We start from the raw sequence: 23,038 nt of genomic DNA, 5'->3' as shown, positions 1-23,038 counted from the left end.
AACGGAATCGCCCATGGTAACGGCGCGCTCAGCCGGCGCCGATCACCGTCACCTGCACCTTGCGCTGGTGCGCATCGGTACGGTGCTCCCACAGGTACAGGCCCTGCCAGGTGCCCAGCGCCAGGCGGCCGCCGTGCACCGGCACGGTCAGGCTGACACCGGTGAGGATGGAGCGGACGTGGGCCGGCATGTCGTCCGGACCCTCATCGTCGTGGCGGAACAACGGGTCGCCATCGGGAACCGCACGGGCGAACCATCGCTCCAGGTCCTCGCGCACGGTCGGATCGGCGTTCTCGCCGATCAGCAGCGAGCAGCTGGTGTGTGCGGTGAACACATGGGCCAGGCCGGTCTGCACGCCGCTGGCGGCGATCGCGTTGGCCACCTCGTCGGTGATCTCGCTGAAGCCGCGACCGCGCGTGTGCACGGTGAACCCGCCCTGGGCAACATGGTCGACGGCCTGGCGACGCACCTCGGCGATCTCCTCAGGGATACAGCAGGCGATGGGTCCAGGTCTGGCCGTGGCGGCTCCAGCGCACGCGCTCGTGCAGCCGGAACTGCGCGCCGTACCAGAACTCGACCATGTCTGGCTCGACCACGTAGCCGCCCCAGTGCGGCGGGCGCGGCACGTCGCGCCCCTCGAACTCCTGCTCGTAGCGCGCCACGCGCTGCTCGAAGGTCTCGCGGTCCGGCAGCGTCTGCGACTGCAGCGAGGCCCAGGCACCGACCTGGCTGCCGCGCGGCCGGGTGGCGAAATAGGCGTCGGATTCCTCCGGCAGCAGCTTGCGCGCCGCACCCTCGATGCGTACCTGCACGCCCTCGCGCACCCCCTTCCAGTGGAAGTTGAGCGCCACCTGCGGATGCGCCTCGATCTGGCTGCCCTTGTCGCTGTCGTAGTTGGTGAAGAAGCGGAAACCACGCTCCTCCACATCCTTCAGCAGCACCACGCGGGAGCTCACCCGCCCCGCCGCATCCACGCTGGCCAGGTTCATGGCCGTGGGCTCGCGGTCGCCGCTGGCCTTGGCCTCCTCCAGCAGCTGCGTGAAGGTGTCCAGAATCTCGCGATTGAGCATAGGTCTTGAATCGTGGCCGGGGCGCGTCATCATGGCGCGGATGAACAACGATCCTAGCACGCAGAATCAGGCGCTGGCCGTGCTTCTGCTCGACCACTACGCCGGTCGCATCGCCCGGGCGCGACGCACCTACCTGATGGGCCTGTCCGGCCTGCAGGGCAGCGGCAAGAGCACGCTGGCCCGCGTCATCAAGACGCAGGCCGAATCACGCGGCATCCCCACCGAAGTGCTGTCGCTGGACGACTTCTACTATTCGCGTTCGGACCGCGAGCTCATGGCGCGCGAGATCCACCCACTGCTGCGCACCCGCGGCGTGCCGGGCACGCACGAGATCGAGCTGCTGATGTCGGTGCTTGCCGGCCTGCCCAAGGCGTCGGACAAACTGCCCGTGCCCTACCCGCGCTTCGACAAGGGCCGCGACACGCGCCTGCCGCCGTCGCGCTGGCCGAAGGTGACGCGACCTCCGAAGCTGGTGATCCTGGAAGGCTGGGCGCTGGGCATCCGTCCGCAGACCGTCGCCGCGCTGGCCGCACCGGTGAACGAGCTGGAACGCACCGAGGATCCCGACGGCGCCTGGCGTCGCTGGGTCAACAAGCAGCTGCGCGGCTATCAGCCGCTGTGGCGCAAGCTCGATGCGCTGATCGTGCTGCAGGCGCCGAACTGGGACGTGGTGCGCCGCTGGCGCAGCGAGCAGGAGCAGTTGCTGATCGCCCGCCATGCCCCGCTGGCGATGGGTGGCGAAGCCATGCAGCGTTTCCTGGCGCACTTCGAGCGGCTCAGCCGCCACGCCCTGGCCACCCTGCCGACCCTCGCCGACAGCTGGGTCGAATACGACACCGAGCGCCACGTGACCGGACTCAACCACAACTGACGGCCGATCACGCGATCTCAACCGCCCGGTTCGACCTGCACGGCGGTGCCGTAGGCCAGCACCTCGGTGACGCCCTGTGCCACTTCGTTGGCGTCGTAGCGCATGCCGATCACGGCGTTCGCACCGAGTGCCGCGGCGTGGTCGAGCATCAGTTCGAACGCCTCGACACGCGCCTTTTCGCACAGTTCGGTGTAGAGCGTGATGTTGCCGCCGACCAGGGTCTGCAGCGCCGCGCCGACGTTGCCGACGATGCTGCGCGAGCGCACCGTGATGCCGCGCACGATGCCGAGCGGGCGCACCAAGCGATAACCGGGAACGTCGTTGGTGGTGCTGACCATGTGGCGGGAAACCGGGGTGGGCATGACGGGCTCCTGGAGGTAAGTGGCTGCGCGACGGCAACCGGTTCAAGACCGCGGCTCGGCATCGTCCCACAACGCTGCGTAGCCGGTGCGGGCATCCGGCCAGCGCGGCACCCAGCCGCTGGCACGCAGGCGCGCATTGGACAGGCGCTTGCTGCCGACGCCGGCCGGTGCCGGGCCGTCTGCCGGCGGCGGCGCGCCGACCAGCGTGGTGAGATGGTCGTACAGCACGTCCAGCGGCAGCGGCGTGTCGTCGGCGCCGAGGTAGACCGGCTGCGGGTCGGACACGGCGAGCAGGTGGACGATCGCGGCGGCCGCGTCGTCGACATGGATGCGGTTGGCCCAGTGCGGGTGTCCGCGCGGTGCGCGGGCCGCCCCGGCCCGCAGGCGATCGAGCAGCTGCAGGCGCCCCGGCCCATAGAGTCCGGCCAGGCGCAATGCGATCGACGTCACCGGCTGCCCAGCCAGCCAGCGTTCGGCCTCGAGCAGCACGGCGCCGTTGAAACCCGGCGGATCCGGCGGCGTGTCCTCGTCGACCCAGCCGCCGTCGTGGTCGCCGTGGACCGCGCTGGAGGAGACGAACAGCACACGGCGCAGGCTCGCCGAATCCAGTCCTGCCATCACCCGGCGCAGGCCGTCGACGAACACGGCGCGGTACGCCGCCTCCGTCCGCGCGCCGGGCGTCGGCAGGTGCACCAGCTGCGTGATGCCGGGCGGCAGCGGCGGCAGGCCGTCGTCACGCGTCAGGTCGCCGGCCAGCCAGACGATGCCCTCCGCCTCGCCTTCCGGCGGATGCCGGCGCAGCGCGAAAACCGAGTCGCCGCGGGCCTGCAGGCATCGGGCCACACGCATGCCCAGGTCGCCGCATCCGGACAGCAACACACGCTCGCTCATGGCCCTGGAATTCCCCTCTGACGCCGGATCGGCCCTGCTAGCATGCGCGCATGAATCCGTCGTGCAACCTGTTCATCGTCGGACCGACCGGAGCCGGCAAGACCTCGATCGGCCGGCGCCTCGCCGAACACTACCAGCTCGCCTTCGTCGACCTCGACCACGAGATCGAGCGCCACTGCGGCGTGCCGGTGAGCACGGTGTTCGAGCTGGAAGGCGAGGCCGGCTTCCGCCGGCGCGAGAGCGAGATGCTCGACCAGTGCACGCAGCCGCAAGGCATCGTGCTGGCCACCGGCGCCGGCGCGGTGCTCGATCCGGTCAATCGCCAGCGCCTGGCCGCACGCGGCTACGTGCTGTGGCTGCAAGCCGGCATCGAGCAGCAGCTCGAACGACTGGCCCGCGACACCAAGCGCCCGCTGCTGGCCGGCGAGGATCGCCGCGCGAAACTTGCCGCGATGCGCGAGGCGCGCGAACCGCTGTACCGCGAACTGGCCGACCTGGTGCTGCCGGACGAGCACGAAAGCGTGCACGCGGCCACCCAACGCGCCATCGCCCTGATCGACAACCACTGGAACCGCACCCGAGCCGCATGAACGCCCTTGCCTCTCGCTCCATCGACGTCGCCCTCGGCCACCGCAGCTACGCGGTGCGCATCGGCCCGGGCCTGCTCGCCGACAGCGCCGCCTGGCGCACCGCGATCCGCGGCCGCCACGTGCTGGTGATCAGCAACACCACGGTGGCGCCGCTGTATCTGGACACGGTGGCGAAGGGGCTGGAGGGCCTCGACTGGGCGAGTTTCCTGATCGAGGACGGCGAGGCCCACAAGACCTTCGACAACGTCGGCCGCGCGCTGGCTGCGCTGGCGAAGCTCGGTGCCACCCGAGACGCCTGCATCATCGCGCTGGGCGGCGGCGTGGTCGGCGACCTGGCCGGCTTCACCGCGGCCTGCTGGATGCGCGGCATCGACTTCATCCAGCTGCCCACCACGCTGCTGGCGATGGTCGACTCCTCGGTCGGCGGCAAGACCGGCGTGAACCTGCCGGCCGGCAAGAACCTGGTCGGTGCGTTCCACCAGCCGCGCGGCGTGTTCGCCGACATCGACACCCTGGCCACCCTGCCCGGGCGGGAGTTCCGCGCCGGCCTGGCCGAGGTGGTGAAGGGCGCGGCGATCGGCGATGCGGAGTTCTTCGCCTGGCTGGAAGCGCACGCCGATGCACTGGCGGCACGCGATCCGGCGACGGTGAGCGAGGCGATCGCGCGCAAGGTCGCCTACAAGGCCGGCGTGGTCGCCCGCGACGAGACCGAACAGGGCGAGCGCGCCCTGCTCAACCTCGGTCACACCTTCGGCCACGCGCTGGAGACCGCCGGCCGTTACACCACCCTGCTGCACGGCGAGGCGGTGGCGGTCGGCATGGTGCTGGCGGCACAGCTCTCGCAGCAGCTCGGCATGGCCACGCTGGACGACACCCTGCGCCTGCAGCGCCTGCTCGACGCCCTGGGCCTGCCCACCGACATCCCCGAGGGCATGGATCCGCAGCAGTTGCTCGCGCTGATGCGGCTGGACAAGAAGAACACCGCCGGCACGCTGCGGCTGATCCTGTGGCGCGGTATCGGCCGCGCGGAGATCGTCAGCGGCGTGGCGGAGGATGCCGTGCTCGGCGTGCTGCACGCCGCCGTGTAGGAACCCACCCTGCGGGCGATGAAAGGTGGCTACGAAGCGGCTCGCCGGTCGCGCACAGGGTCCGCTCCTGCAACAGAGCGTCATACCTCGTGGTGGATCGCCTCGGCCGGCATGGCTGCCGCCTTGCGCGCGCTGCGTCGTGGCGCCAGCTCGACCAGGTACATCGCCGCCAGCACCAGCGCGCCGCCGCCGAGCATGCGCCAGCTCAGCGATTCGCCGCCGAACGCCACCGCGAAGCCGGCGGCGAACACCGGCTCCAGCGTCATCACGATCGCCGCGCGGGTGGCCGGCATATGCGCCTGCGCCCAGGTCTGCACCAGCATGGCGCCGGCGCCGGCGGCCAGCGCCATGTAGATCAGCGCGATCCACACGCCACGGTCCGGCGGCAGCTTCGGCCCGTGCGGCAGGGTAGCCAGTAGGCACACCACGGCGATCGCCAGCATCTGGACGGTGGACAGCGCGAACGCATCGCCCGGCCGCGACCACTGGCCCAGCCCGACGATGTGCAGGCCGTACAACACCGCGGAAATCAGCACCAGCACCACGCCCTTGTTGACGCTGAAGCCCTGCAGCGACAGCAGCGCCAGCCCACCGGTAGCCAGCAGCACCGCGATCCAGGTGACCGGTGGCATGCGCTGGCGCAGCAGCACGGTGCCGAGCAGCGGGGTGAACACCACGTACATGCCGGTGACGAAGCCGCTGACGCTGGCCGAGGCGTAGATCTGGCCGGTGGTCTGCAGCAGCTGGGCGAAACCGTACAGCGCACCCAGCGCCATGCCCTGCAGCCACTGCCGGCGCGGCAGCCGAGCCAGCGGCCGGGCGAACATCACCGTCATCGCCAACGCCGCCACCACGAAGCGCACGGCCAGGAAATCGGCCACCGCGACGCGCTGCACGACATCCTTGATGAGGAAAAAGGTGGACCCCCACACCGCGGTCACCGCGACCAGCGCCAGGGTGGCGAGCGCGCCGGTGCGCGCAGGGGACGTGCTCATGCGGAATCCGCGGTGGAGTTGCGCCGGCGGCGCAGCAGCTGCCCGGGCACCTGGAGCGCGAAATGCGCCCAGATGCCCAACCAGACCAGCGCGGCCACGTGCGGCTTGCGTGCGGCCGGATCGAACTTGCGGAACCAGCGCCACATGCCGCGGTGCTTGTGGCGGCTGACGAACACCGGTCGGTGGCGGCTGGAGCCGCCCTTGCCGTGCAGCACGCGCACGTCGCCGGCGAGCATCACGCGGTAGCCCGCATCGCGCACCCGCCGACACAGGTCCAGGTCTTCGCAGTGCAGGAAGTAGCCTTCGTCGAAACCGCCGAGATACTCGAACACGCGGCGCGAAACCAGCATCAGCGCACCGGACACGGCTTCCGCCTCGACCGCGTGGTCGGGGATCGGCCCTTCGATGTTCACGCCCTCGCCGGGACGATCCAGCATCGTGTTGAGCGAGCGCGCGAGCAGCGGGTCGCAGCGGTACGAGGCCGGGTCGGGATGGCCCTGCGCGTCGCAGACCACCGCACCGACCAGGCCGGTACGCGACTGTGCGTCGAAGGCGGCGACCAGCCGCGATACCGTGTCCGGCTCGAGCAGGCAATCCGGGTTGAGTATCAGCAGCCGCTGTCCGCTCGAACGTTTCGCCGCGCGGTTCACCGCCGGTCCGAAACCGAGGTTGGCGTGGTTGTAGATCAGGGTGAGGCGCAGGTCCTGCTCGTGCGCACGGGCAATGGCCTCGGGCATCCCGTCGCGCGAGCCGTTGTCGATCAGCAGCACCTCGCGCACGCCGGGGCAGGCCAGCGCGCGCCGCACGCATTCGTGCAGCCCCGGGCCACTGTCGGCCGAGACCACGATGACACTGACGTCGGGCACGCCCGCGGCAAGCGCAGGAGGGGAAGAAGGGGTGCTCACCGGCACAAGTATGCGCGCGCGGCGGCGATTGGAAAACGACTCAGTCATCCGGCTCGCGACGCAGCGCCTCGTCCAGCGGCACCGGCATCTCGCCCGGGCTCGACTGCAGCCAGGGATGGCCCGCATACCAGCCGCACAAGCCGCGCCGACGCAGCCGGTGCACGCGCCCGCTCCGGCGATCCCAGAGCAGGACGCCGGGCGGAATCTCCACTGCCAGCCAGCCGCCGCCGGGGTCGATCGCGCAGCGCCCGGGCGGCGCCTCGACGTGGCTGCCGTCATCGAAGCGGAAACCGGCAAAGCCCGCCTCCCGCACGTAACGCACTTGCCCGCCGGGCAGGCCCGCGGGCGACGCCGGCGATCCTGCCGCGCAGGCATGCCAGTCGGGTGGCGCCAGCTCGATGATGCCGCTGCCCACCGGCGGCGGCGCCAACACGCGCTCCGGCCATTCATCTCCGGCAGACGGAGTCGCGGCGGCCTCCCGTTCCGCGCGGCGATGGCGATCCAGCCAGGCCTCGAGCCCGGCCAGCAGGGTGAATCCCGCCAATGCGGCCACCGCCGCCACGGTCCAGCCGAGCGCCGCCTCGGCGAAGGCGTGACCCAGCGCGAACGATACGCCGGGCAAGCCCCAGCGCAGCGACAGCCGCAGACGTCCTTGCCAGGCATGCAGGCGTTCCACCCGCACCAGCAGTGCCGCGGCGATGCCGAGCAGCAGCGGCAGACCCAGCCACCACGGCACCAGCGCCAGCGCGATCAGCCAGAGCGCGTATGGCCAGGTGCGGCGCAGGGCGAGGCTGCGCATGGCTCAGCCGCCGCGGATCGCGACGGCATAGGGAGATCCGCGGCCGCTCAGCCGCACCATGCCCGCGCGTTGCGGAACATGCGCATCCACGGCGAATCCTCGCCCCAGCTGTCCGGGCACCAGCTCAGCTGGGCGCTGCGGAACACCCGCTCGGGATGCGGCATCAGGATGGTCACGCGGCCCTCGGCGGCGGTGAAACCGGCCAAGCCGCCGGGCGAGCCGTTCGGGTTCAACGGATAGTTCTCGGTCGGCTTGCCGCGGTTGTCGACGAAGCGCACCGCCGCCTGTGCCTTGGACGGGCTGCACACGCTGGGGAAGTGCACGCGGCCCTCGCCGTGGGCCACCGCCACCGGGATGCGAGCGCCGGTCATGCCCTTGAAGAACAGGCTGGGCGAATCGAGGATCTCCAGCGTCGCCACGCGCGCCTCGTATTGCTCCGAGGCGTTGCGCAGGAACTTCGGCCAGTGCTGCGCACCGGGGATGATGTCCTTCAGCTGGCTGAGCATCTGGCAGCCGTTGCACACGCCGAGGGCGAACTTCGACGGATCGGCGAAGAACGCCTCGAACTGCGCGCGCAGGTCGGCGTTGTAGAGGATCGAGGTGGCCCAGCCGCGGCCGGCGCCCAGCACGTCGCCGTAGGAGAAGCCGCCGCAGGCGGCGAAACCGCGGAAGTCGGCCAGCTTCACCCGGCCCGAGGCCAGATCGGACATGTGCACGTCCACCGCGTCGAAGCCGGCGCGGGTGAACGCAGCAGCCATCTCCACCTGGCCGTTGACGCCCTGCTCGCGCAGGATCGCCACGCGCGGGCGCGGCGCGCCGCTTTCCAGATACGGTGCGGCGACGTCCTTGGCGATGTCGAAGGTGAGCTTCGGCGTGATGCCCGGATCGGTGTCGTCCAGACGCCACTCCAGCTCGGCGTCGGCGCTGAGCGGGTTGTCGCGCAGGCGCTGCATCGCGTGGCTGGTCTCGTTCCACGCCTTGTACAGCGTCGACCACTGCCACTTGAACGCGGCCTCGTTGCCGAGGAACAGCTTGATCCCGAGCTTTTCCTTGGGCCGGCCGATGCGATGGCTCAGCCCGGCCAGCCCGTGCTTGACCAGCAGCGCCTCGAACGCCTCGCGGTTGGCCTCGACCACTTGCAGCACGGCACCGAGTTCCTCGTTGAACAGCGCGCGCAGCGTGGCCTCGGCCCAGCCGTCCAGGTGGATCTCCAGGCCGCAGTGGCCGGCGAAGGCCATCTCCAGCAGGGTCACGATGACGCCGCCGTCGGAACGGTCGTGGTAGGCCAGCAGCAGGCCGGCGCGGTTGGCCTCCTGCACCAGGTCGAACAGGCCCTTCAGGCGCTTGGCGTCCTCCAGGTCCGGCGGTACGCCGCCGGCGCGGTTGAACACCTGGGTCAACGCCGAACCGCCGAGCCGGTCGCGGCCGCCACCGAGGTCGACCAGCCACAGGTCGGACGGACCGCGGTCGAGCTTGATCTGCGGCGTGAGCGTACGGCGCACGTCGCTGACGCGGGCGAAGCCGGTGATCACCAGCGACACCGGCGACACGGTGGACTGGCGCTGCTCGCCGTCCATCCACACCGTCTGCATCGACAGCGAGTCCTTGCCGACCGGAATCGAGATGTCCAGCGTCGGGCACAGTTCCATGCCCACCGCCCTGACCGCGTCGAACAACGCGGCGTCCTCGCCCGGCGTGTTCACCGCGGCCATCCAGTTCGCCGACAGGCGCACTTCGCCCAGCGAATCGATCGCCGCGGCGGCCAGGTTGGTGATCGCCTCGCCGACGGCCAGCCGCGCGGCGTCTGCGCTGTTGAGCAGCGCCACCGGGGCGCGCTCGGCCATCGCCATCGCCTCGCCGGCATAGCCGTCGAAATCGGCGATGGTCACCGCGCAGTCGGCCACCGGCACCTGCCACGGGCCGACCATCGGATCGCGATGATTGAGGCCGCCGACGGTGCGGTCGCCGATGGTGATGAGGAAGTTCTTCGAGCCCACCGTCGGCAGGCGCAGCACCCGCAGCACCGCCTCGTCCATGCCCACGCCGGACAGGTCCGGCACCAGGTCGATACGCGCCTTGATGCGCTTGGCGTCGCGGTGCATGCGCGGCGGCTTGCCGAACAGCACGTCCATCGGCAGGTCGATCACGGTGAGGTCGCGGCGCGGATCGGTGACGCGCAGCACGCGTGCCTCGGTGGCCGTGCCGACCACCGCATACGGGCAGCGCTCGCGCACGCAATAGGCCTCGAACTCGGCCAGGTCGGCCTCGGCGATGCCGAGCACGTAGCGCTCCTGCGACTCATTGCTCCACACCTGCATCGGCGACAGCGACGGGTCGTCGCAGGGGACCGTCGACAGGTCGATCTCGCCACCCACGCCCGCGTCGTTGAGCAGCTCGGGAATCGCGTTGGACAGGCCGCCGGCGCCGACGTCGTGGACGCTGACGATCGGGTTCTTGTCGCCGCGCGACCAGCAGGCGTCGATCACCTGCTGGCAGCGACGTTCCATCTCGGCGTTGTCGCGCTGCACCGAGGCGAAATCCAGCTCGGCGCTGGAGGTGCCCGAGGCCACCGACGAGGCGGCGCCGCCGCCCAGGCCGATCAGCATCGCCGGGCCGCCCAGCACGATCACCTTGTGACCGGGCTCGAGCTCGCGCTTCTGCACGTGGTCGGCGCGGATGTTGGCCAGGCCGCCGGCGATCATGATCGGCTTGTCGTAGCCGCGGCGGAAACCGACCTGACCGGGCAGTTCGTTCTCGTAGGTGCGGAAGTAGCCGCCCAGGCAGGGACGGCCGAATTCGTTGTTGAACGCCGCGGCGCCGAGCGGGCCGTCGCGCATGATCTCGAACGCGGTGGCCATGCGCGGCGGCAGCGGACGCTCCACCTCCCACGGCTGCCAGTGGCCGGGGATGCGCAGGTCGGATACCGAGAAGCCGGTCAGGCCGGCCTTGGGCTTGGCGCCGCGGCCGGTCGCGCCCTCGTCGCGGATCTCGCCGCCGGCACCGGTGGCGGCACCCGGCCACGGCGCGATCGCGGTGGGATGGTTGTGCGTCTCGACCTTGATCGCGTAGTCGATGCGCTCGCTGTGCGCGCGCCAGGTGCCGTCGGCGTCGGTGAAGAAGCGCTTGCCTTCGCTGCCCTGGATCACTGCCGCGTTGTCCTTGTAGGCCGACAGCGTGTGCGCGGGTGCGTGCTGGTGGGTGTTCTTGATCATGGCGAACAGGCTCTTGTCCTGTGCTTCGCCGTCGACCGTCCAGCTGGCGTTGAACACCTTGTGGCGGCAGTGCTCCGAATTGGCCTGGGCGAACATGAACAGCTCGGCGTCGGTCGGGTCGCGGCCCAGGTCGCCGTAGCGGGCGGCCAGGTATTCGATCTCGTCCTCGGCCAGCGCCAGGCCAAGCCGCGCATTGGCCTCGGCCAGCGCCGCCAGCGGGTCGCTGCCCAGGGGAATGTGCACCAGGTCGCCCGGGGTGCCGGCGAGGAACAGGCCCTGCGCCTGGGAAAGATCGGTCAGCACCGACTGCGTCATCGCGTCGTGCAGCACGCCCATCACCGCTTCGTGGTCAGGGGCACCGGCCTCGGGCAGACCCACCGCCAGCCACGCCATGCCGCGCTCGACGCGGCGCACGTCGAAGCCGGCGCCATGCAGGATGTCGGTGGCCTTGCTCGACCACGGCGAGATGGTGCCCAGCCGCGGCACCACCCACAGTGTGGCCTCCTCCGGCTCGGCGTCCTTCGCCTCGAGCACTTCGAGCAGGCGCTTGCGCTGCTCGCCTTCGGGCAGGTGCTCGGCATCGAGGAAGTAAACGAACCAGGACGCCTGCACACGGGCACCGCGATGCAGCACATCGAGGCGGGCGTTGAGACGGTCGAGGCGGAACGGCGAAAGGGCGTTTTGCCCGTCGAAAGCGATCATGCGAGGGGGAATGGCGCTGTACGGGAAAACCGCCATTCTACCCGATGCTGCACCACCGCATCGCCCTGCCCCCGGGTCCGCCCCGGGTCAGCTGCCGGAACCGGGGTGCCTGGCGAGGTCGTCCAGCACCTGCTGGGCGGTGACGTAACCACCCAGCTCGCGGCCGTCCGGGGTGAAGATCGCGGGCGTGCCGCTGACGCCGATGCGCTGGCCCAGCTGGTACTGGGCCTTGACCGGGTTGTTGCAGGTGGCCGGCTTGGGCGAGTGCCCTTGCTTGGCCTCGGCGAACGCCTGCTTGCGGTCGGCCGCACACCAGACCGAGACCATCTCGGTGTAGGTCGGCGTGGGCCGACCCGCGGTGGTGGCGACACCCTCGCGCGGCCAGGCCAGGTATTCGACCGCGATGCCGGCTTTCATGAAGTCCCCGATGTGCTCGTGCAACTGGCGGCAGAAGCCGCAGTTGACGTCGGTGAACACGGTCAGCGTGGTTTTCGGGTGCGGCGGCGCGAAGACGATCCGCTGCGACGCCGGTACCGCGTCCAGCTGGGCCTTGCGGAAGCTGGCCCAGGCGGCATCACCCAGGCTCTTGTGGCCGTCGACCTGCACCAGGTCGCCGTTGAGCATGTACTTGCCGTCGTCGCTGACGTAGACCATCTGGCCGGCGGCGATCACGCGGTAGAAGCCGGGGACCTCCGCCGGCGCGATGCGCTCGATCTTCACGCCCGGCCCGAAACTGGCGATCGCCGCACGAACCGCGCGCTCCGCCGCCGGCGACACGCCGTTGTCACGACCGCCGTCGGCCGCCGCGACCGCCACCGACATCGCCCCCAGGACCAGGGCCAGGACCAGCTGTTTCCGCATCGCGCCAACCTCGTCATGCGTGCGGCGGCCCGATGTGCCGCCGAAAGAGCCCGGATTCTGGCACAGCCGCCTGAACCGTTCCGGCGACCGCGTCATGCGGCAGGCCGCCTCGTCACCCTCGCGGGTGGTGCTGCGCGTGCAGGCGCTTGAGTCCTTCCTTGGCCACCAGGGTGTAGATCTGCGTGGTACTCAGCGCACTGTGGCCGAGCAGCATCTGCAAGGCGCGCAGGTCGGCGCCGTGGTTGAGCAGGTGGGTGGCGAAGGAGTGCCTGAGCACATGCGGCGAGATGCGCTTGGGCGTGATGCCGACCCGCACGGCATAGCGCTTGACCAGGGTCCAGAACATCTGCCGGGTCATGCCCTCGCCGCGCCGGCTGAGGAACAGCGCCGCCGGCTGGCGCCCGCGCGCCAGCACCGGCCGCGCCTCGCGCAGGTAGGCCTCGATGCGCTCCAGCGCCATCTCGCCGACCGGCACCAGCCGGTCCTTGCCGCCCTTGCCGGTGACCCGCAGCACGCCTTGGCGCGGGTTGAGCCCGGCCAGCGGGAGTTCCACCAGTTCGGACACGCGCAGGCCGCAGGCGTACATCAGCTCCAGCATCGCCTTGTCGCGCAGGCCCAGCGTGGTGCCGGTGTCCGGTGCCTCCAGCAGCGCCTCGATCTCCCGTTCGGCCAGCGCCTTGGGCAGGCTGCGCGGCATCTTCGGTCGCTCGATCAGCCGGGTCGGATCCTCGAAACCCGGCTCGTGCCAGGTGAGGTGGCCGTAGAAGCGGCGGAACGCCGATTGCCGCCGCGCCAGCGAGCGCACCGCCACCGGCTGCGCGCCGTGGTAGGCGGAAAGGTCTTCGCGCCGGGCATCGCGCAGGCTGCGTCCGCGCGTGGCCAGCCAGCGCGCCAGGCCCTCCAGGTCGCGGCGGTAGGCATCCAGCGTGCGATCGGACAGGCCGTCCTCCGACCACACCCCTTCGAGGAAGGCGGCGATGCTGCGCTGGTCGGCTTCGGCGATACTGGTGGGCGATTCGATCTCTTTCATGCGCGCCATGCTCGGCGTGGCGCGCGCATCACGCAAGCTGCCGATGACCGACACCCACGATTCCCCACCCGCTCCGCTCTGGTTGCGCCTCATCGCCCTGGTCTACGACCTGCTGATCGTGGTGGCGATCATGCTGGTGGCGAACATGATCGGCCTGGCCCTGACCGGCGGCCATCTGCTGGACGAGCACCAGCATCTCCAGGCGTGGTGGTTCCCGTTCTTCGAGGCGGCCTGCGTGGGCGGCTACTTCGTGGCGTCCTGGCGGCGCGGCGGACAGACCGTGGGCATGCGTCCGTGGCGGTTGCGGGTGGTATCCGCCGACGGCGCCACGGTACCGACGGCCCGCCTGCTGCTGCGCCTGGCCACCGCCGCGCTGCCACTGCTGGCGCTGGGCCTGTCGCCGGCGATCGGCCTGCGCGATGCCGCGCTGGCGATGCTGGCGATCTGGGCGGCCTGGTTCGCGGTCGCCCTGGTCGACCCGCGCCGCCGTGCCCTGCACGATCTCGTCGCCGGCACCGAGGTCCGCCGCACCGGCTGAGCCGCGGCGTCGGCCGCTTCTGCACGTTCTTGCGGCACCGCAACACAATTCAGCTTGAAAGGAACTAAGATCAGGACTTTAGAGTTCGACGGTCCTGCCCATGCTTTACCAGATCCACGAGTGGCAGCGCGCCTTCCTGGGCCCGCTTAGCCATTTCGCCGACGCCAACGCCAAGATGCTCAACGATCCTTCCAGCCCGCTCGCGCAGTGGCCGGGCATCGAGCGCTGGGCGGCCGGATTCGAGTTGATGCACCGCATCGGCAAGGATTACGAGAAGCCCGAGTTCGGCATCCATCAGGCGATCGCGCACGACCACGAGATCGCCATCGTCGAGCGCGTGGCGCTGGACAAGCCGTTCTGCCAGCTGAAGCGCTTCAAGCGCTTCAGCGACGACCCGGCGACCATCGAGAAGATGAAGAACGACCCGGTGGTGCTGGTGGTCGCGCCGCTGTCGGGGCATCACTCGACGCTGCTGCGTGACACCGTGCGCACCCTGCTGCGCGACCACAAGGTCTACATCACCGACTGGGTCGACGCGCGCATGATCCCGGCCAGCGCGGGCTCGTTCGGGCTGGACGACTATGTCGCCTACGTACAGGAGTTCATCCGCCACATCGGCGCCGACTCGCTGCATGTGATCTCGGTCTGCCAGCCGACCGTGCCGGTGCTGGCGGCGATTTCGCTGATGGCTTCGCGCGGCGAGACCACGCCGCTGAGCATGACCATGATGGGCGGCCCGATCGATCCGCGCCGCAGCCCCACCAGCGTCAACAACCTGGCCACGCGCCAGCCGCTGTCGTGGTTCAAGGGCAACGTGATCCACACCGTGCCGACCAACTACCCGGGCTCCGGCCGCGAGGTCTATCCGGGCTTCCTGCAGCACGCCGGCTTCATCGCGATGAACCCCAGCCGCCACCTCAACTCGCACTGGGACTTCTACCAGGATCTGGTCCGCGGCGACCTCGACGACGCCGAGTCGCACCGCAAGTTCTACGACGAGTACAACGCCGTGCTCGACATGCCGGCGGAGTTCTACCTGGACACCATCGCCAAGGTGTTCCAGCAGTTCCTGCTGCCGCGCGGCCTGTGGGACGTCGCCGGCGAGCGGGTGGAACCGGCCGCGATCAAGCGCACCGCCCTGCTCACCGTCGAGGGCGAGCTGGACGACATCTCCGGCCTGGGTCAGACCGAGGCGGCGCACGACCTGTGCACCGGCATCCCGACCAGCTCGCGCATGCACCGCGTGATCGAGGGCGCCGGCCACTACGGCATCTTCAGCGGCCGCCGCTGGCGCGAGACGGTCTACCCGCAGGTGCGCGACTTCATCCGGCAGTTCGACCAGCGCAAGGCGTGATGCCGCGTCGCACGCACGCCACGGCGCGAGGCGCATGAGCACACCGGATTACCAGCGCATCCTCGACGCGATCCGCGAGGAGCTGCGCCCGGTGCTGGCGCAGGGCGAGGTGGCCGACTACATCCCGCGCCTCGCCAGCGTGCCGCGCGGGAAATTCGGCATGGCGGTGGTCACGCTCGACGGCCAGCTGTACCGCACCGGCGACGCCGACGAGCCGTTCTCGATCCAGAGCATCTCCAAGGTCTACACGCTGACCCTCGCCCTGCAGGCGGTCGGCGAGCGGCTGTGGGAGCGGGTGGGCCGCGAGCCGTCCGGCAGCGCGTTCAACTCGCTGGTGCAGCTGGAGGTCGAACACGGCGTGCCGCGCAATCCGTTCATCAACGCCGGCGCACTGGTGGTGGCCGACGTGGTGCTGGGCAGCCAGGCCGACGCGCGCGCCGAGCTGCTGGCTGCAGTGCGCGGCTGTGCGGCCAATCCGGCGGTGCGCGACGATCCGGAGGTGGCCGCCTCGGAAAAGGCGCACGGCTACCGCAACGCGGCGCTGGCCAACTTCATCCGCAGCTTCGACAACCTCGCCCAGCCGATCGACACGGTGCTGGATTTCTACTTCTACCAGTGCTCGCTGGCGATGAGCTGCGTCGATCTCGCCCGCAGCTTCCTGTTCCTGGCCAACCAGGGCCGCTGCCCGTGGTCGGGCAAGGCGCTGCTGTCCCCGGAGCTGACCAAGCGCATCAACGCGCTGATGCTCACCTGCGGCACCTACGATGCCGCCGGCGACTTCGCCTACCACGTGGGCATGCCGGCCAAGAGTGGCGTCGGCGGCGGCATCGTGGCGGTGATCCCCGGCAAGCTGGCGATCGCGGTGTGGTCGCCGGCGCTCAACGCCAAGGGCAACTCGCTGGCCGGCAGCCTCGCGCTGGAGCGCTTCACCAGCCTGACCGGGCTGTCGATCTTCTGATCCGCTGGAGCAGGCACGAGACGTTCAACCGCAGGCGCGCGAGCTCATCCGCCAGCTCGACCGCCGACCGGTTCGCCTAATGCCGGCACGCCACGCCGGCACAGCTGAGCGTGTTGAAGTCGTACAGGGTGGAATGCCCCAGCGGGCCCTTCGGGCGCGGCACGCCCTTGGGCACGAAAAACGTGGCGCTGTGCGCGCCGTACAGGCCGGCCGGCAGGGTGAATGGCTTCAGCACGACGTAGGCGTGGTACATCCTGACCGGCCGGGGCTTCGTGCCGCCGTAGACCGGCGGCACATCGCCCGCCCCCTGGGCCGCGGCGGCCGCCATCTGCCAGTTGCGTGCATCGGCAGGAGTCGCCTCCCGCAGATAGCCTTTGCGCACCGCATCGTCCAGGCCGGCTTCGCCGGCCAGCGGCGTATCGGCAAGGCGGAACGACTCGGTCGACTGCGCCGCGCGGTCCGTCACCCAGTTGCCTGCCTCGGCTCCGCTCCCGCTGATCAGCGCCTTGCCGCCGCGCGCCGGGAATACCATGTCGACGTTGCGTCCGAAAACTTGCCGGGCGACTGCGTTGAGTGAGTTGAGGCGATCGCCGGACAGCGAGAACGACGGACAGGCCCCCTGGTTGTCGTGGCTGCTGACGATGCGCGGCACGCTGGATGGCAGGCCGTTGATCACCTGCCGGTGGTAGCCACTGACCAGTACCGCGAGGATGCGCGTGCCGGGTGACCAACCCACGTTCCACACGGTCGGCTCGTAGCTGCCGAGCATCAGCACCACCGGTGCCGACGGCTAGTTCACCGCCACGTCCATGCGGGTGGCCTGGTGCCCGCTCCGGTCGATCTGGAACGACTGCGCCGCCCCGCCATAGCCACCGGCGGCGTAGACCTTGGTACCCGGCGGCAGATGGAGCCCCTCGAAACGACAGACCACCGGGCCGACGCCGCCGGAGGCCCCGGCAAAGTCGAACGGCTTGACCGATCCGTCCGTGGTCGCCGCACGGATCGGCGGAGGCACGGGCAGCGAACCGGTGACAGGAGCGACTGTCGTGGTGGTGGAAGGTGGCGCCACCATCACGTGGGCGGATGCATCCGCGGGCGGCGGTAGACTCGCCTGCTGGCGCCCGTCGGCCGCATCGTTCGACGGCTGGCACGCAGCCAGCATCACCGCTCCACCGAGCCAAAGCGTGCGCAGGTGTCGCATCGGGAATTCCTCTTCCATGAAAACTCGCCGGCCAGAGTAGCCGCTGCGTCGCATCCGTCCAGAAGCCTATGCGGCGAAGAACGCCTCGAACGCCGCCACCGTGCGGTCCACGCCTTCGTCGTCCACGTCCAGGTGGGTGACCAGCCGCAGCGTGGGCGTGTAGCCGATGCCGATGCGGATCTCGCGCGCCCGTAGATGGACGTCCAGATCGCGCAGCCGCTCCACCGGCACGTCGACGTAGACCATGTTGGTGTGGTGGCCGAGCAGCTTCACGTTCGGGATAGCCGCCAGCCCCCCGGCCAGACGCGCGGCGCGGGCGTGATCATCGGCCAGCCGTGCGACATGATGATCCAGCGCGTACGTACACGCCGCGGCGAGCAGACCAGCCTGGCGCCAGCCACCGCCGGCCACCTTGCGCCAACGCCGTGCCTTCTCGATCAGCGCCGCGGAGCCGACCAGCACCGAGCCGACCGGCGCGCCCAGCCCCTTGGACAGGCACACCGAAACGCTGTCGAAGTGCTTCGTGATCTCGCGGGCCGGCACGCCACAGGCGACTGCGGCATTGAACAGCCGGGCACCGTCCAGGTGCACTGCCAGGCCGCGCTCGCGGGTGAGCGCACGGGCGGCGGCAAGATAATCCAGCGGCAGCGCGCGGCCCCACCAGGTGTTCTCCAGCGCGAGGATCCTCGTGCGCGGGAAGTGCGGGTCGACCGGCTTGATCGCGGCGGCCACCTTGTCCAGCGGCAGCGTGCCGTCGGCCTCCTGCGGGATCGGCTGCGGCTGGATCGAACCGAGCACCGCGGCGCCGCCGCCCTCCCAGCGATAGGTGTGCGCATCGGCGCCGACGATGTACTCGTCGCCGCGCTCGCAGTGCGCCATCAGGCCGACCAGGTTGGACTGGGTGCCCGTCGGCACGAACAGGCCGGCCTCGAAGCCGAGGTCGGCGGCCAGCCGCGCCTGCAGCGCGTTGACCGTCGGGTCCTCGCCGTAGACGTCGTCGCCGACGAGAGCGGCAGCCATCGCCGCGCGCATCGCCGCGGTCGGTTGGGTCACCGTGTCACTGCGCAGATCCACCCAGGCCACCGGCGCGTCTCCTCGTGTCATTCAGGGAACGGCGAGCATGCCGCCGACCGGAGGCGGCGACAAGCGGTGGCGCCGCCCAGCCGAGCGGCTCAGCTCAGGTGGCGCGAATCGATCGCGTCGCGGTACGGCAGCTTGAGGTGACCGTAGCGCACCACCACCACGGCCACCGCCAGCAGCAGGATCGCCACCGCCGTGCCGAGCAGATCCAGCGCCGGCAGCTGCTGGTCGACCAGCATGTGCCGCGCCAGCGCCACCATCGCGATGTACAGCGGCATGCGCACCGGCAGCTTGCCGGCCGTCCAGTACACCTCGACCATCGAGACCAGCTCGAGATACATGAAAAGCAGCAGCAGGTCGCTGACGCCGGCGTGGCCGGCCTGGACCATCTGTTTCACCTCGCTGAAGCCGGCGAACAGCGTCGCCGCAAGGATGGCCAGCAGGCCGACCTTTTCGATGAGGGAGAACGAGCGACCGATCAGCGGCGTCTGCATGGCGTGTCCTCGGCATCGGCGGAAAGCCGCGCCGGGCCATCATGGCCACGGCCGCGGCCCCGCCGCAAGACGCCCCGGCGCGGCGGGACGACGCAGACCTCAGCGGTGCCGGCGGAAGTAGAACCAGGCGATCGACGCCAGCACCAGGGCCGGCAGCAGGTTGGCCAGCATCGGCGGCACGCCGTAGACGGTGCCGAAATTGATCAGCGCCTGCTGCAGGAAGTACCAGGCGATCGCCATCAGGATGCCGATGAAGATCCGCTTGCCCAGGCCGCCGGAACGCAGGCTGCCGAAGGCGAACGGCATGGCGCACAGCACCAGCACCAGTACGTTCAGCGGATACAGCGCACGCGTCCAGAACGCCACCGCATAGACGCCCGGGCTCTGCCCGTTGCTCTCCAGGTAGCGCATGTTGCGGCGCAGGTCGCGCATCGGCAGGTACTGCGGCTGCACCAGCGACTGCTCCAGCACGCGCGGATTGAGTTTCACCTGCCATGGCTCGCTGGCCACGGTAGTGGTATGGGTACCCCCGGCGTCCAGCGTGGTGCTGCGCACCTGCGACAAGGTCCACTGGCGACCGTCGTGGGTGGCGCTCTTCGCCCAGTCGAAGCGGGTGAGCTGCCCATCCGGGGTGAAAGTGAAGACGCGCACGTCGGCCAGTTCCACCTGGTTGTGCCCGTCCACTTCCTTGAGCAGGCTGCGCTTGGCATTGATCACGCGGTCGCCATCGCGCGCCCACAGTCCGGTGGAGCCGGCCATGCCGAGTCCGCCGGAACGCTGTGCCAGCTGCATCGCCTGAGCTTTCTGGTCGCCCCAGGGCGCCGCCGTCTCGCCCAGGATCACCACGCCGACGATCAGCACCGCCACCACACCGGCCGCCGAGGCGGCGATACGCAGCTGCGACATGCCCGCGGCACGCAGCGCGGTGAGCTCGCCGCTGCCGGCCAGGCTGCCCAGCCCGAGCAGGCCGCCGATCACCGTGGCATAGCCGAAGTTTTCGTAAAGCCGGCGCGGGAAGGTCACCAGCACATACAGCGCCGCATCGGCCACGGTAAAACCGTTCTTGCCGACGTGGCCGAGCTGGCGCAGGAACTGCAGCAGCGCGTCCAGCCCGGCGATCAGAATCCACACGGTCAGCAGCGAGCCGAGCACCGTGGTGCCGATCAGCCAGTCGACTCGGCGCAGTCGCAGCGCCCTCATGCGGCGGCTTCCGTCGTGGCGGCACGCACGCGGCGCGGCTGGTGCTGGTTGCGGAACATCCACGCCCCGATGCCGAAGGCCACCAGGCTGATCAGCCACATCGGGCCGGAGCCGTGCCAGTGGCCCTTGCTGATCTGCCCGTTACACAGGGCCAGCAGGTTGTAGTAAAGGAAGAACGTCAGCACCGCCAGCAGCAGCCGTCCGTAGCGCGCCTCGCGCGGGTTCTGCCTGGCCAGCGGCAGCGACAGCATCATCAGCACCAGCGCCATCACCGGCGAGCCCACGCGCCACGCCAGTTCCGCTCGTGCCTCGTTGGAGTCGGTGCGGGTCAGGGCGGGGGTGTCCAGGTTGTGGACCGGATTGTTGTCGTCGCCGTCGTCCTGCACGTTGCTCAGCGAGGCGTCGTTGCCCTGGTAGCGGATGCGCCGCCAGTTGTCGCCGCCCAGCGGCACGTCGTACTGCCAGCCGTCGCGCAGGCCCAGGAAGCGGCCCGCGCCGTCGCTCTCCTGGAACAGCTGGCCGTGCTTGCCGGTGATCAGGCGCAGGTGCACGGTGCCGTCGCCGGACTTGCGTTCGGTGGCGATGAAGGTGCGGCCGAGCCGGCTGCCGTCGCGGCTGAGCGAATCGACGAAGATCACCCCGTCCTTGCCCGGCAGCTCGGTAAAACGTCCCGCGTCGAGACCGGCGGCGATCACCGAGCGGTTGGCCGCGTCGATCAGCGCCGCCGAGGTCCGCGAGGCCCAAGGCCCCAGCCACAGCGACACCACGCCCACCGCCAACGCGATACCGACGGCGAGCATCGCCACAGGCCGGAACAGGCCGCGCGGGCCCATGCCGGACGAGGCCAGCACGTGCATCTCGCTCTCGCGGTACATCCGCCCCATCGCCCACAACGCGCCGACGTAGCCGGACAGCGGCAGCAGGTTGGACAGGCCGTCGAGCATGTTCAGGCCGAGCACCTGGAACATCACGCTCGCCGGATAGCTGCCGTTGGCCACCTGCTGCAGCACGTGGGCGAAGGTGCTGCCGGCCAGCACCGTGACCAGCACGATCGCGGTGGCCGCCATGGTCTGGCCCAGCTCGCGCAGGAAGTAACGGTCGAGGATGCTCAGCATGCGATAGAATCAGGGGCTTGCGCCGGGTCCTTCAGGGCGTCGGCAAACCGCAAGTCTAGCCTGTCCGGCCGTGCCGGCGCCTACTGCAGGACCCTTACATGACGCTCCAGTTCAGCCTTGCCTCCGCCTCCCCCGAAGCCGTCGAAACCGCCTGCGTGGTGGTCGGCGTATACGAGGGCGGCGTGCTCACCAGCGCCGCGGCACGTATCGACAGCGCGGCCGAAGGGGCGATCAAGCGGCAGGTGGAGAGCGGCGACATCACCGGCAAGGGCGGCAGTGCCGCCGTGCTGTTCGCTCCCGCCGGCGTGACTGCGCGGCGCGTGCTGGTGATCGGACTGGGCCAGCAGAAGGCGTTCGATGCCGCCCGCTTTCAGCGCGTCCATGCCGACGCCGCCCGCGCACTGGGGCGGCTGCCGGTGGACAGCGCGGTGTCCTACCTGAGCGAGATCGACGTGCCCGGTCGCGACGCGGCCTGGCGCCTGCGCAGCGCGGTGCTCGCCACCGATCACGCCAGCTACCGCTACACCGCCACCTTCAAGCCGCGCGAGAAGAGCACGCAGCCTGAGCTGGCCAGCGTGGCCTTCGCCGGCGGCGCCGATCTGCAGGCCGGCCTGGACCAGGGCGTGGCGATCGCCGAGGGCGTGCGCTTCGCCCGCGAGCTGGCCAACCTGCCGCCGAACATTTGCAACCCGGCCTACATCGCCGAACAGGCACAGGCGTTTGCCGCCGAACATGCCGACACGGTCAGCTGCCGCGTGCTCGACCACCAGGAAATGGAGAAGCTCGGCTTCGGCTCGCTGCTGGCGGTGGGTCGCGGCTCGACCAACCGACCCAAGCTGGTGGCGCTGGAGTACACCGGTGGCGCCGAGGGCGACAAGCCCTACGCTTTCGTCGGCAAGGGCATCACCTTCGACTCCGGCGGCATCAGCCTCAAGCCCGGTGCCGGCATGGAGGAGATGAAGTTCGACATGGGCGGCGCCGCCGGCGTCCTCGGTGGCTTCGTCGCGGCAGTGAAGCTGGGCGTGAAGCTCAACCTGGTCTGCGTGGTGCCCGCCGCGGAGAACATGCCCGACGGTGACAGCTACCGTCCCAGCGACGTGCTGACCAGCCTCTCCGGCCTCACCATCGAGGTGCTCAACACCGACGCCGAGGGCCGCCTGATCCTCTGCGACGCGCTGACCTGGACCGTGCAGACGTACCAGCCGCAGGCGATCGTCGACGCCGCCACGCTCACCGGCGCCTGCGTGATCGCGCTGGGCAAGCACGCCACCGGCCTGATGAGCAAGCATGACGACCTCGCCGCCGAGCTGCTCGCCGCAGGCGAAGCCACGCTCGACCGCGCCTGGCGCCTGCCGCTGTGGGACGACTACCAGACCCAGCTCGAGTCCGGCTTCGCCGATGTCGCCAACATCGGCGGCAAGAGCGCCGGCGCGATCACCGCCGGCTGCTTCCTCTCGCGCTTCACCGAAGGCCAGCGCTGGGCCCACCTGGACATCGCCGGCACCGCCTGGGACGAGGGCCGCAAGGGCCTGGCCACCGGTCGCCCGGTGCCGCTGCTGGCGCAGTGGCTGCTGGACCGCAGCGAGAAGTGAGTGGAGAGGAGTGAGGAGTGAGAGAACGGCGTAGAGCAGCACGCCAGTCCCACGCCTCACTCCCTTTCATCGCGCCACGCAGCGAGGCTGCGGACCCAAAGCCCCATGCTCGCCCACGCTGCTCTTCTCT

General features: G+C 70.2%; 23 protein-coding genes. 7 read left to right on the top strand and 16 right to left on the bottom strand.

Annotated features, from left to right (window positions below; genetic code table 11):
- Positions 1–28: 28 nt before the first annotated feature.
- Both ATSB10_RS18160 and pdxH read right to left on the bottom strand, forming a co-directional pair.
- Positions 29–469, bottom strand: a complete 441-nt coding sequence (locus tag ATSB10_RS18160) for a secondary thiamine-phosphate synthase enzyme YjbQ (RefSeq protein ID WP_063674119.1) — start codon at positions 467–469, stop codon at positions 29–31.
- A 13-nt stretch (positions 470–482) separates the two neighbouring features.
- Complete coding sequence (gene pdxH / locus ATSB10_RS18155; protein WP_063674118.1) at positions 483–1,070, bottom strand: pyridoxamine 5'-phosphate oxidase; 588 nt, start codon at positions 1,068–1,070, stop codon at positions 483–485.
- A gap of 40 nt (positions 1,071–1,110) precedes the next feature.
- Between pdxH and ATSB10_RS18150 the strand changes: the two genes are divergently transcribed.
- Complete coding sequence (locus tag ATSB10_RS18150; RefSeq protein WP_063674572.1) at positions 1,111–1,941, top strand: hypothetical protein; 831 nt, start codon at positions 1,111–1,113, stop codon at positions 1,939–1,941.
- 17 nt (positions 1,942–1,958) lie between these two features.
- On the opposite strand, the gene ATSB10_RS18145 is transcribed toward ATSB10_RS18150, so the two are convergent.
- Together ATSB10_RS18145 and ATSB10_RS18140 are read right to left on the bottom strand one after the other, a co-directional pair.
- Positions 1,959–2,303 (bottom strand): YbjQ family protein, encoded by a 345-nt coding sequence (locus ATSB10_RS18145; RefSeq protein WP_063674117.1) that lies wholly within the window; start codon positions 2,301–2,303, stop codon positions 1,959–1,961.
- Positions 2,304–2,345: 42 nt separating this feature from the next.
- Complete coding sequence (locus ATSB10_RS18140; protein WP_063674116.1) at positions 2,346–3,194, bottom strand: NAD-dependent epimerase/dehydratase family protein; 849 nt, start codon at positions 3,192–3,194, stop codon at positions 2,346–2,348.
- A 50-nt stretch (positions 3,195–3,244) separates the two neighbouring features.
- On the opposite strand from ATSB10_RS18140, the gene ATSB10_RS18135 reads away from it, so the two are divergent.
- Both ATSB10_RS18135 and aroB read left to right on the top strand, forming a co-directional pair.
- A complete protein-coding gene (locus ATSB10_RS18135) occupies positions 3,245–3,784 on the top strand; it encodes a shikimate kinase (RefSeq protein WP_063674115.1) in 540 nt (179 codons plus the stop codon).
- Complete coding sequence (gene aroB / locus ATSB10_RS18130) at positions 3,781–4,872, top strand: 3-dehydroquinate synthase (RefSeq protein ID WP_063674114.1); 1,092 nt, start codon at positions 3,781–3,783, stop codon at positions 4,870–4,872. Before ATSB10_RS18135 ends, aroB begins: the two co-directional genes overlap by 4 nt.
- Before the next feature lie 80 nt (positions 4,873–4,952).
- Here aroB and ATSB10_RS18125 read toward each other — a convergent pair whose 3' ends face one another.
- The 6 genes from ATSB10_RS18125 to xerD all read right to left on the bottom strand — a co-directional run bounded on the left by ATSB10_RS18125 (position 4,953) and on the right by xerD (position 13,376).
- Complete coding sequence (locus ATSB10_RS18125) at positions 4,953–5,867, bottom strand: DMT family transporter (protein WP_063674113.1); 915 nt, start codon at positions 5,865–5,867, stop codon at positions 4,953–4,955.
- Entirely contained in the window at positions 5,864–6,772 is a 909-nt protein-coding gene (locus ATSB10_RS18120; protein WP_236886456.1) for a glycosyltransferase family 2 protein, read from the bottom strand. Before ATSB10_RS18120 ends, ATSB10_RS18125 begins: the two co-directional genes overlap by 4 nt.
- 40 nt (positions 6,773–6,812) lie before the next feature.
- Positions 6,813–7,571, bottom strand: coding sequence for a hypothetical protein (locus ATSB10_RS18115; protein ID WP_063674111.1), 759 nt, complete (start codon positions 7,569–7,571; stop codon positions 6,813–6,815).
- A gap of 47 nt (positions 7,572–7,618) precedes the next feature.
- Positions 7,619–11,485: a phosphoribosylformylglycinamidine synthase gene (gene purL / locus ATSB10_RS18110; protein ID WP_063674110.1), complete on the bottom strand. Its 3,867-nt coding sequence runs from the start codon at positions 11,483–11,485 to the stop codon at positions 7,619–7,621.
- 87 nt (positions 11,486–11,572) lie between these two features.
- Entirely contained in the window at positions 11,573–12,346 is a 774-nt protein-coding gene (locus ATSB10_RS18105) for a thioredoxin fold domain-containing protein (protein WP_063674109.1), read from the bottom strand.
- A gap of 112 nt (positions 12,347–12,458) precedes the next feature.
- A complete protein-coding gene (gene xerD, locus ATSB10_RS18100; RefSeq protein ID WP_063674571.1) occupies positions 12,459–13,376 on the bottom strand; it encodes a site-specific tyrosine recombinase XerD in 918 nt (305 codons plus the stop codon).
- Between xerD and ATSB10_RS18095 the strand changes: the two genes are divergently transcribed.
- The 3 genes from ATSB10_RS18095 (at position 13,375) to ATSB10_RS18085 (ending at position 16,226) form a co-directional block, all read left to right on the top strand.
- The gene (locus ATSB10_RS18095; protein ID WP_083966289.1) at positions 13,375–13,914 is read left to right on the top strand and encodes an RDD family protein; all 540 of its coding nucleotides are present in this window, start codon (positions 13,375–13,377) and stop codon (positions 13,912–13,914) included. The genes xerD and ATSB10_RS18095 overlap by 2 nt on opposite strands.
- Before the next feature lie 100 nt (positions 13,915–14,014).
- Positions 14,015–15,268, top strand: coding sequence for a polyhydroxyalkanoate depolymerase (locus tag ATSB10_RS18090; protein ID WP_063674108.1), 1,254 nt, complete (start codon positions 14,015–14,017; stop codon positions 15,266–15,268).
- 34 nt (positions 15,269–15,302) lie between these two features.
- Complete coding sequence (locus ATSB10_RS18085) at positions 15,303–16,226, top strand: glutaminase (RefSeq protein ID WP_063674107.1); 924 nt, start codon at positions 15,303–15,305, stop codon at positions 16,224–16,226.
- 76 nt (positions 16,227–16,302) lie between these two features.
- On the opposite strand, the gene ATSB10_RS18080 is transcribed toward ATSB10_RS18085, so the two are convergent.
- The 6 genes from ATSB10_RS18080 to lptF form a co-directional block, all read right to left on the bottom strand.
- Positions 16,303–16,995, bottom strand: a complete 693-nt coding sequence (locus tag ATSB10_RS18080) for a hypothetical protein (RefSeq protein ID WP_157469361.1) — start codon at positions 16,993–16,995, stop codon at positions 16,303–16,305.
- Between the two features lie 21 nt (positions 16,996–17,016).
- Positions 17,017–17,427, bottom strand: a complete 411-nt coding sequence (locus tag ATSB10_RS18075) for a hypothetical protein (protein ID WP_157469359.1) — start codon at positions 17,425–17,427, stop codon at positions 17,017–17,019.
- Between the two features lie 66 nt (positions 17,428–17,493).
- A complete protein-coding gene (gene ltaE, locus ATSB10_RS18070) occupies positions 17,494–18,510 on the bottom strand; it encodes a low-specificity L-threonine aldolase (protein WP_063674104.1) in 1,017 nt (338 codons plus the stop codon).
- Between the two features lie 89 nt (positions 18,511–18,599).
- Complete coding sequence (locus tag ATSB10_RS18065) at positions 18,600–19,001, bottom strand: phosphate-starvation-inducible PsiE family protein (protein WP_063674103.1); 402 nt, start codon at positions 18,999–19,001, stop codon at positions 18,600–18,602.
- A gap of 99 nt (positions 19,002–19,100) precedes the next feature.
- Complete coding sequence (gene lptG / locus ATSB10_RS18060; RefSeq protein WP_063674102.1) at positions 19,101–20,201, bottom strand: LPS export ABC transporter permease LptG; 1,101 nt, start codon at positions 20,199–20,201, stop codon at positions 19,101–19,103.
- On the bottom strand, positions 20,198–21,316 hold the full coding sequence (lptF, locus tag ATSB10_RS18055; protein ID WP_063674101.1) for an LPS export ABC transporter permease LptF: 1,119 nt from the start codon (positions 21,314–21,316) through the stop codon (positions 20,198–20,200). Before lptF ends, lptG begins: the two co-directional genes overlap by 4 nt.
- 98 nt (positions 21,317–21,414) lie before the next feature.
- Between lptF and ATSB10_RS18050 the strand changes: the two genes are divergently transcribed.
- Complete coding sequence (locus ATSB10_RS18050; protein ID WP_063674100.1) at positions 21,415–22,908, top strand: leucyl aminopeptidase; 1,494 nt, start codon at positions 21,415–21,417, stop codon at positions 22,906–22,908.
- Positions 22,909–23,038 lie beyond the last annotated feature (130 nt).

It is taken from the genome of Dyella thiooxydans, assembly GCF_001641285.1.
Classification (GTDB): Bacteria; Pseudomonadota; Gammaproteobacteria; order Xanthomonadales; family Rhodanobacteraceae; genus Dyella_A; species Dyella_A thiooxydans.
This window is presented reverse-complemented; position numbering and strand designations above follow the sequence as displayed.

What these genes read in the sequence shown, in the direction of transcription:
- pdxH (WP_063674118.1), bottom strand. Translation starts at nt 1,070, where the DNA reads ATGCTCAATCGCGAGATTCTGGACACCTTCACGCAGCTGCTGGAGGAG.
- ATSB10_RS18150 (WP_063674572.1), top strand. Translation starts at nt 1,111, where the DNA reads ATGAACAACGATCCTAGCACGCAGAATCAGGCGCTGGCCGTGCTTCTG.
- ATSB10_RS18145 (WP_063674117.1), bottom strand. Translation starts at nt 2,303, where the DNA reads ATGCCCACCCCGGTTTCCCGCCACATGGTCAGCACCACCAACGACGTT.
- ATSB10_RS18140 (WP_063674116.1), bottom strand. Translation starts at nt 3,194, where the DNA reads ATGAGCGAGCGTGTGTTGCTGTCCGGATGCGGCGACCTGGGCATGCGT.
- ATSB10_RS18135 (WP_063674115.1), top strand. Translation starts at nt 3,245, where the DNA reads ATGAATCCGTCGTGCAACCTGTTCATCGTCGGACCGACCGGAGCCGGC.
- aroB (WP_063674114.1), top strand. Translation starts at nt 3,781, where the DNA reads ATGAACGCCCTTGCCTCTCGCTCCATCGACGTCGCCCTCGGCCACCGC.
- ATSB10_RS18125 (WP_063674113.1), bottom strand. Translation starts at nt 5,867, where the DNA reads ATGAGCACGTCCCCTGCGCGCACCGGCGCGCTCGCCACCCTGGCGCTG.
- ATSB10_RS18115 (WP_063674111.1), bottom strand. Translation starts at nt 7,571, where the DNA reads ATGCGCAGCCTCGCCCTGCGCCGCACCTGGCCATACGCGCTCTGGCTG.
- purL (WP_063674110.1), bottom strand. Translation starts at nt 11,485, where the DNA reads ATGATCGCTTTCGACGGGCAAAACGCCCTTTCGCCGTTCCGCCTCGAC.
- ATSB10_RS18105 (WP_063674109.1), bottom strand. Translation starts at nt 12,346, where the DNA reads ATGCGGAAACAGCTGGTCCTGGCCCTGGTCCTGGGGGCGATGTCGGTG.
- ATSB10_RS18095 (WP_083966289.1), top strand. Translation starts at nt 13,375, where the DNA reads ATGCGCGCCATGCTCGGCGTGGCGCGCGCATCACGCAAGCTGCCGATG.
- xerD (WP_063674571.1), bottom strand. Translation starts at nt 13,376, where the DNA reads ATGAAAGAGATCGAATCGCCCACCAGTATCGCCGAAGCCGACCAGCGC.
- ATSB10_RS18090 (WP_063674108.1), top strand. Translation starts at nt 14,015, where the DNA reads ATGCTTTACCAGATCCACGAGTGGCAGCGCGCCTTCCTGGGCCCGCTT.
- ATSB10_RS18085 (WP_063674107.1), top strand. Translation starts at nt 15,303, where the DNA reads ATGAGCACACCGGATTACCAGCGCATCCTCGACGCGATCCGCGAGGAG.
- ATSB10_RS18080 (WP_157469361.1), bottom strand. Translation starts at nt 16,995, where the DNA reads ATGCTCGGCAGCTACGAGCCGACCGTGTGGAACGTGGGTTGGTCACCC.
- ATSB10_RS18075 (WP_157469359.1), bottom strand. Translation starts at nt 17,427, where the DNA reads ATGCGACACCTGCGCACGCTTTGGCTCGGTGGAGCGGTGATGCTGGCT.
- ATSB10_RS18065 (WP_063674103.1), bottom strand. Translation starts at nt 19,001, where the DNA reads ATGCAGACGCCGCTGATCGGTCGCTCGTTCTCCCTCATCGAAAAGGTC.
- lptG (WP_063674102.1), bottom strand. Translation starts at nt 20,201, where the DNA reads ATGAGGGCGCTGCGACTGCGCCGAGTCGACTGGCTGATCGGCACCACG.
- lptF (WP_063674101.1), bottom strand. Translation starts at nt 21,316, where the DNA reads ATGCTGAGCATCCTCGACCGTTACTTCCTGCGCGAGCTGGGCCAGACC.
- ATSB10_RS18050 (WP_063674100.1), top strand. Translation starts at nt 21,415, where the DNA reads ATGACGCTCCAGTTCAGCCTTGCCTCCGCCTCCCCCGAAGCCGTCGAA.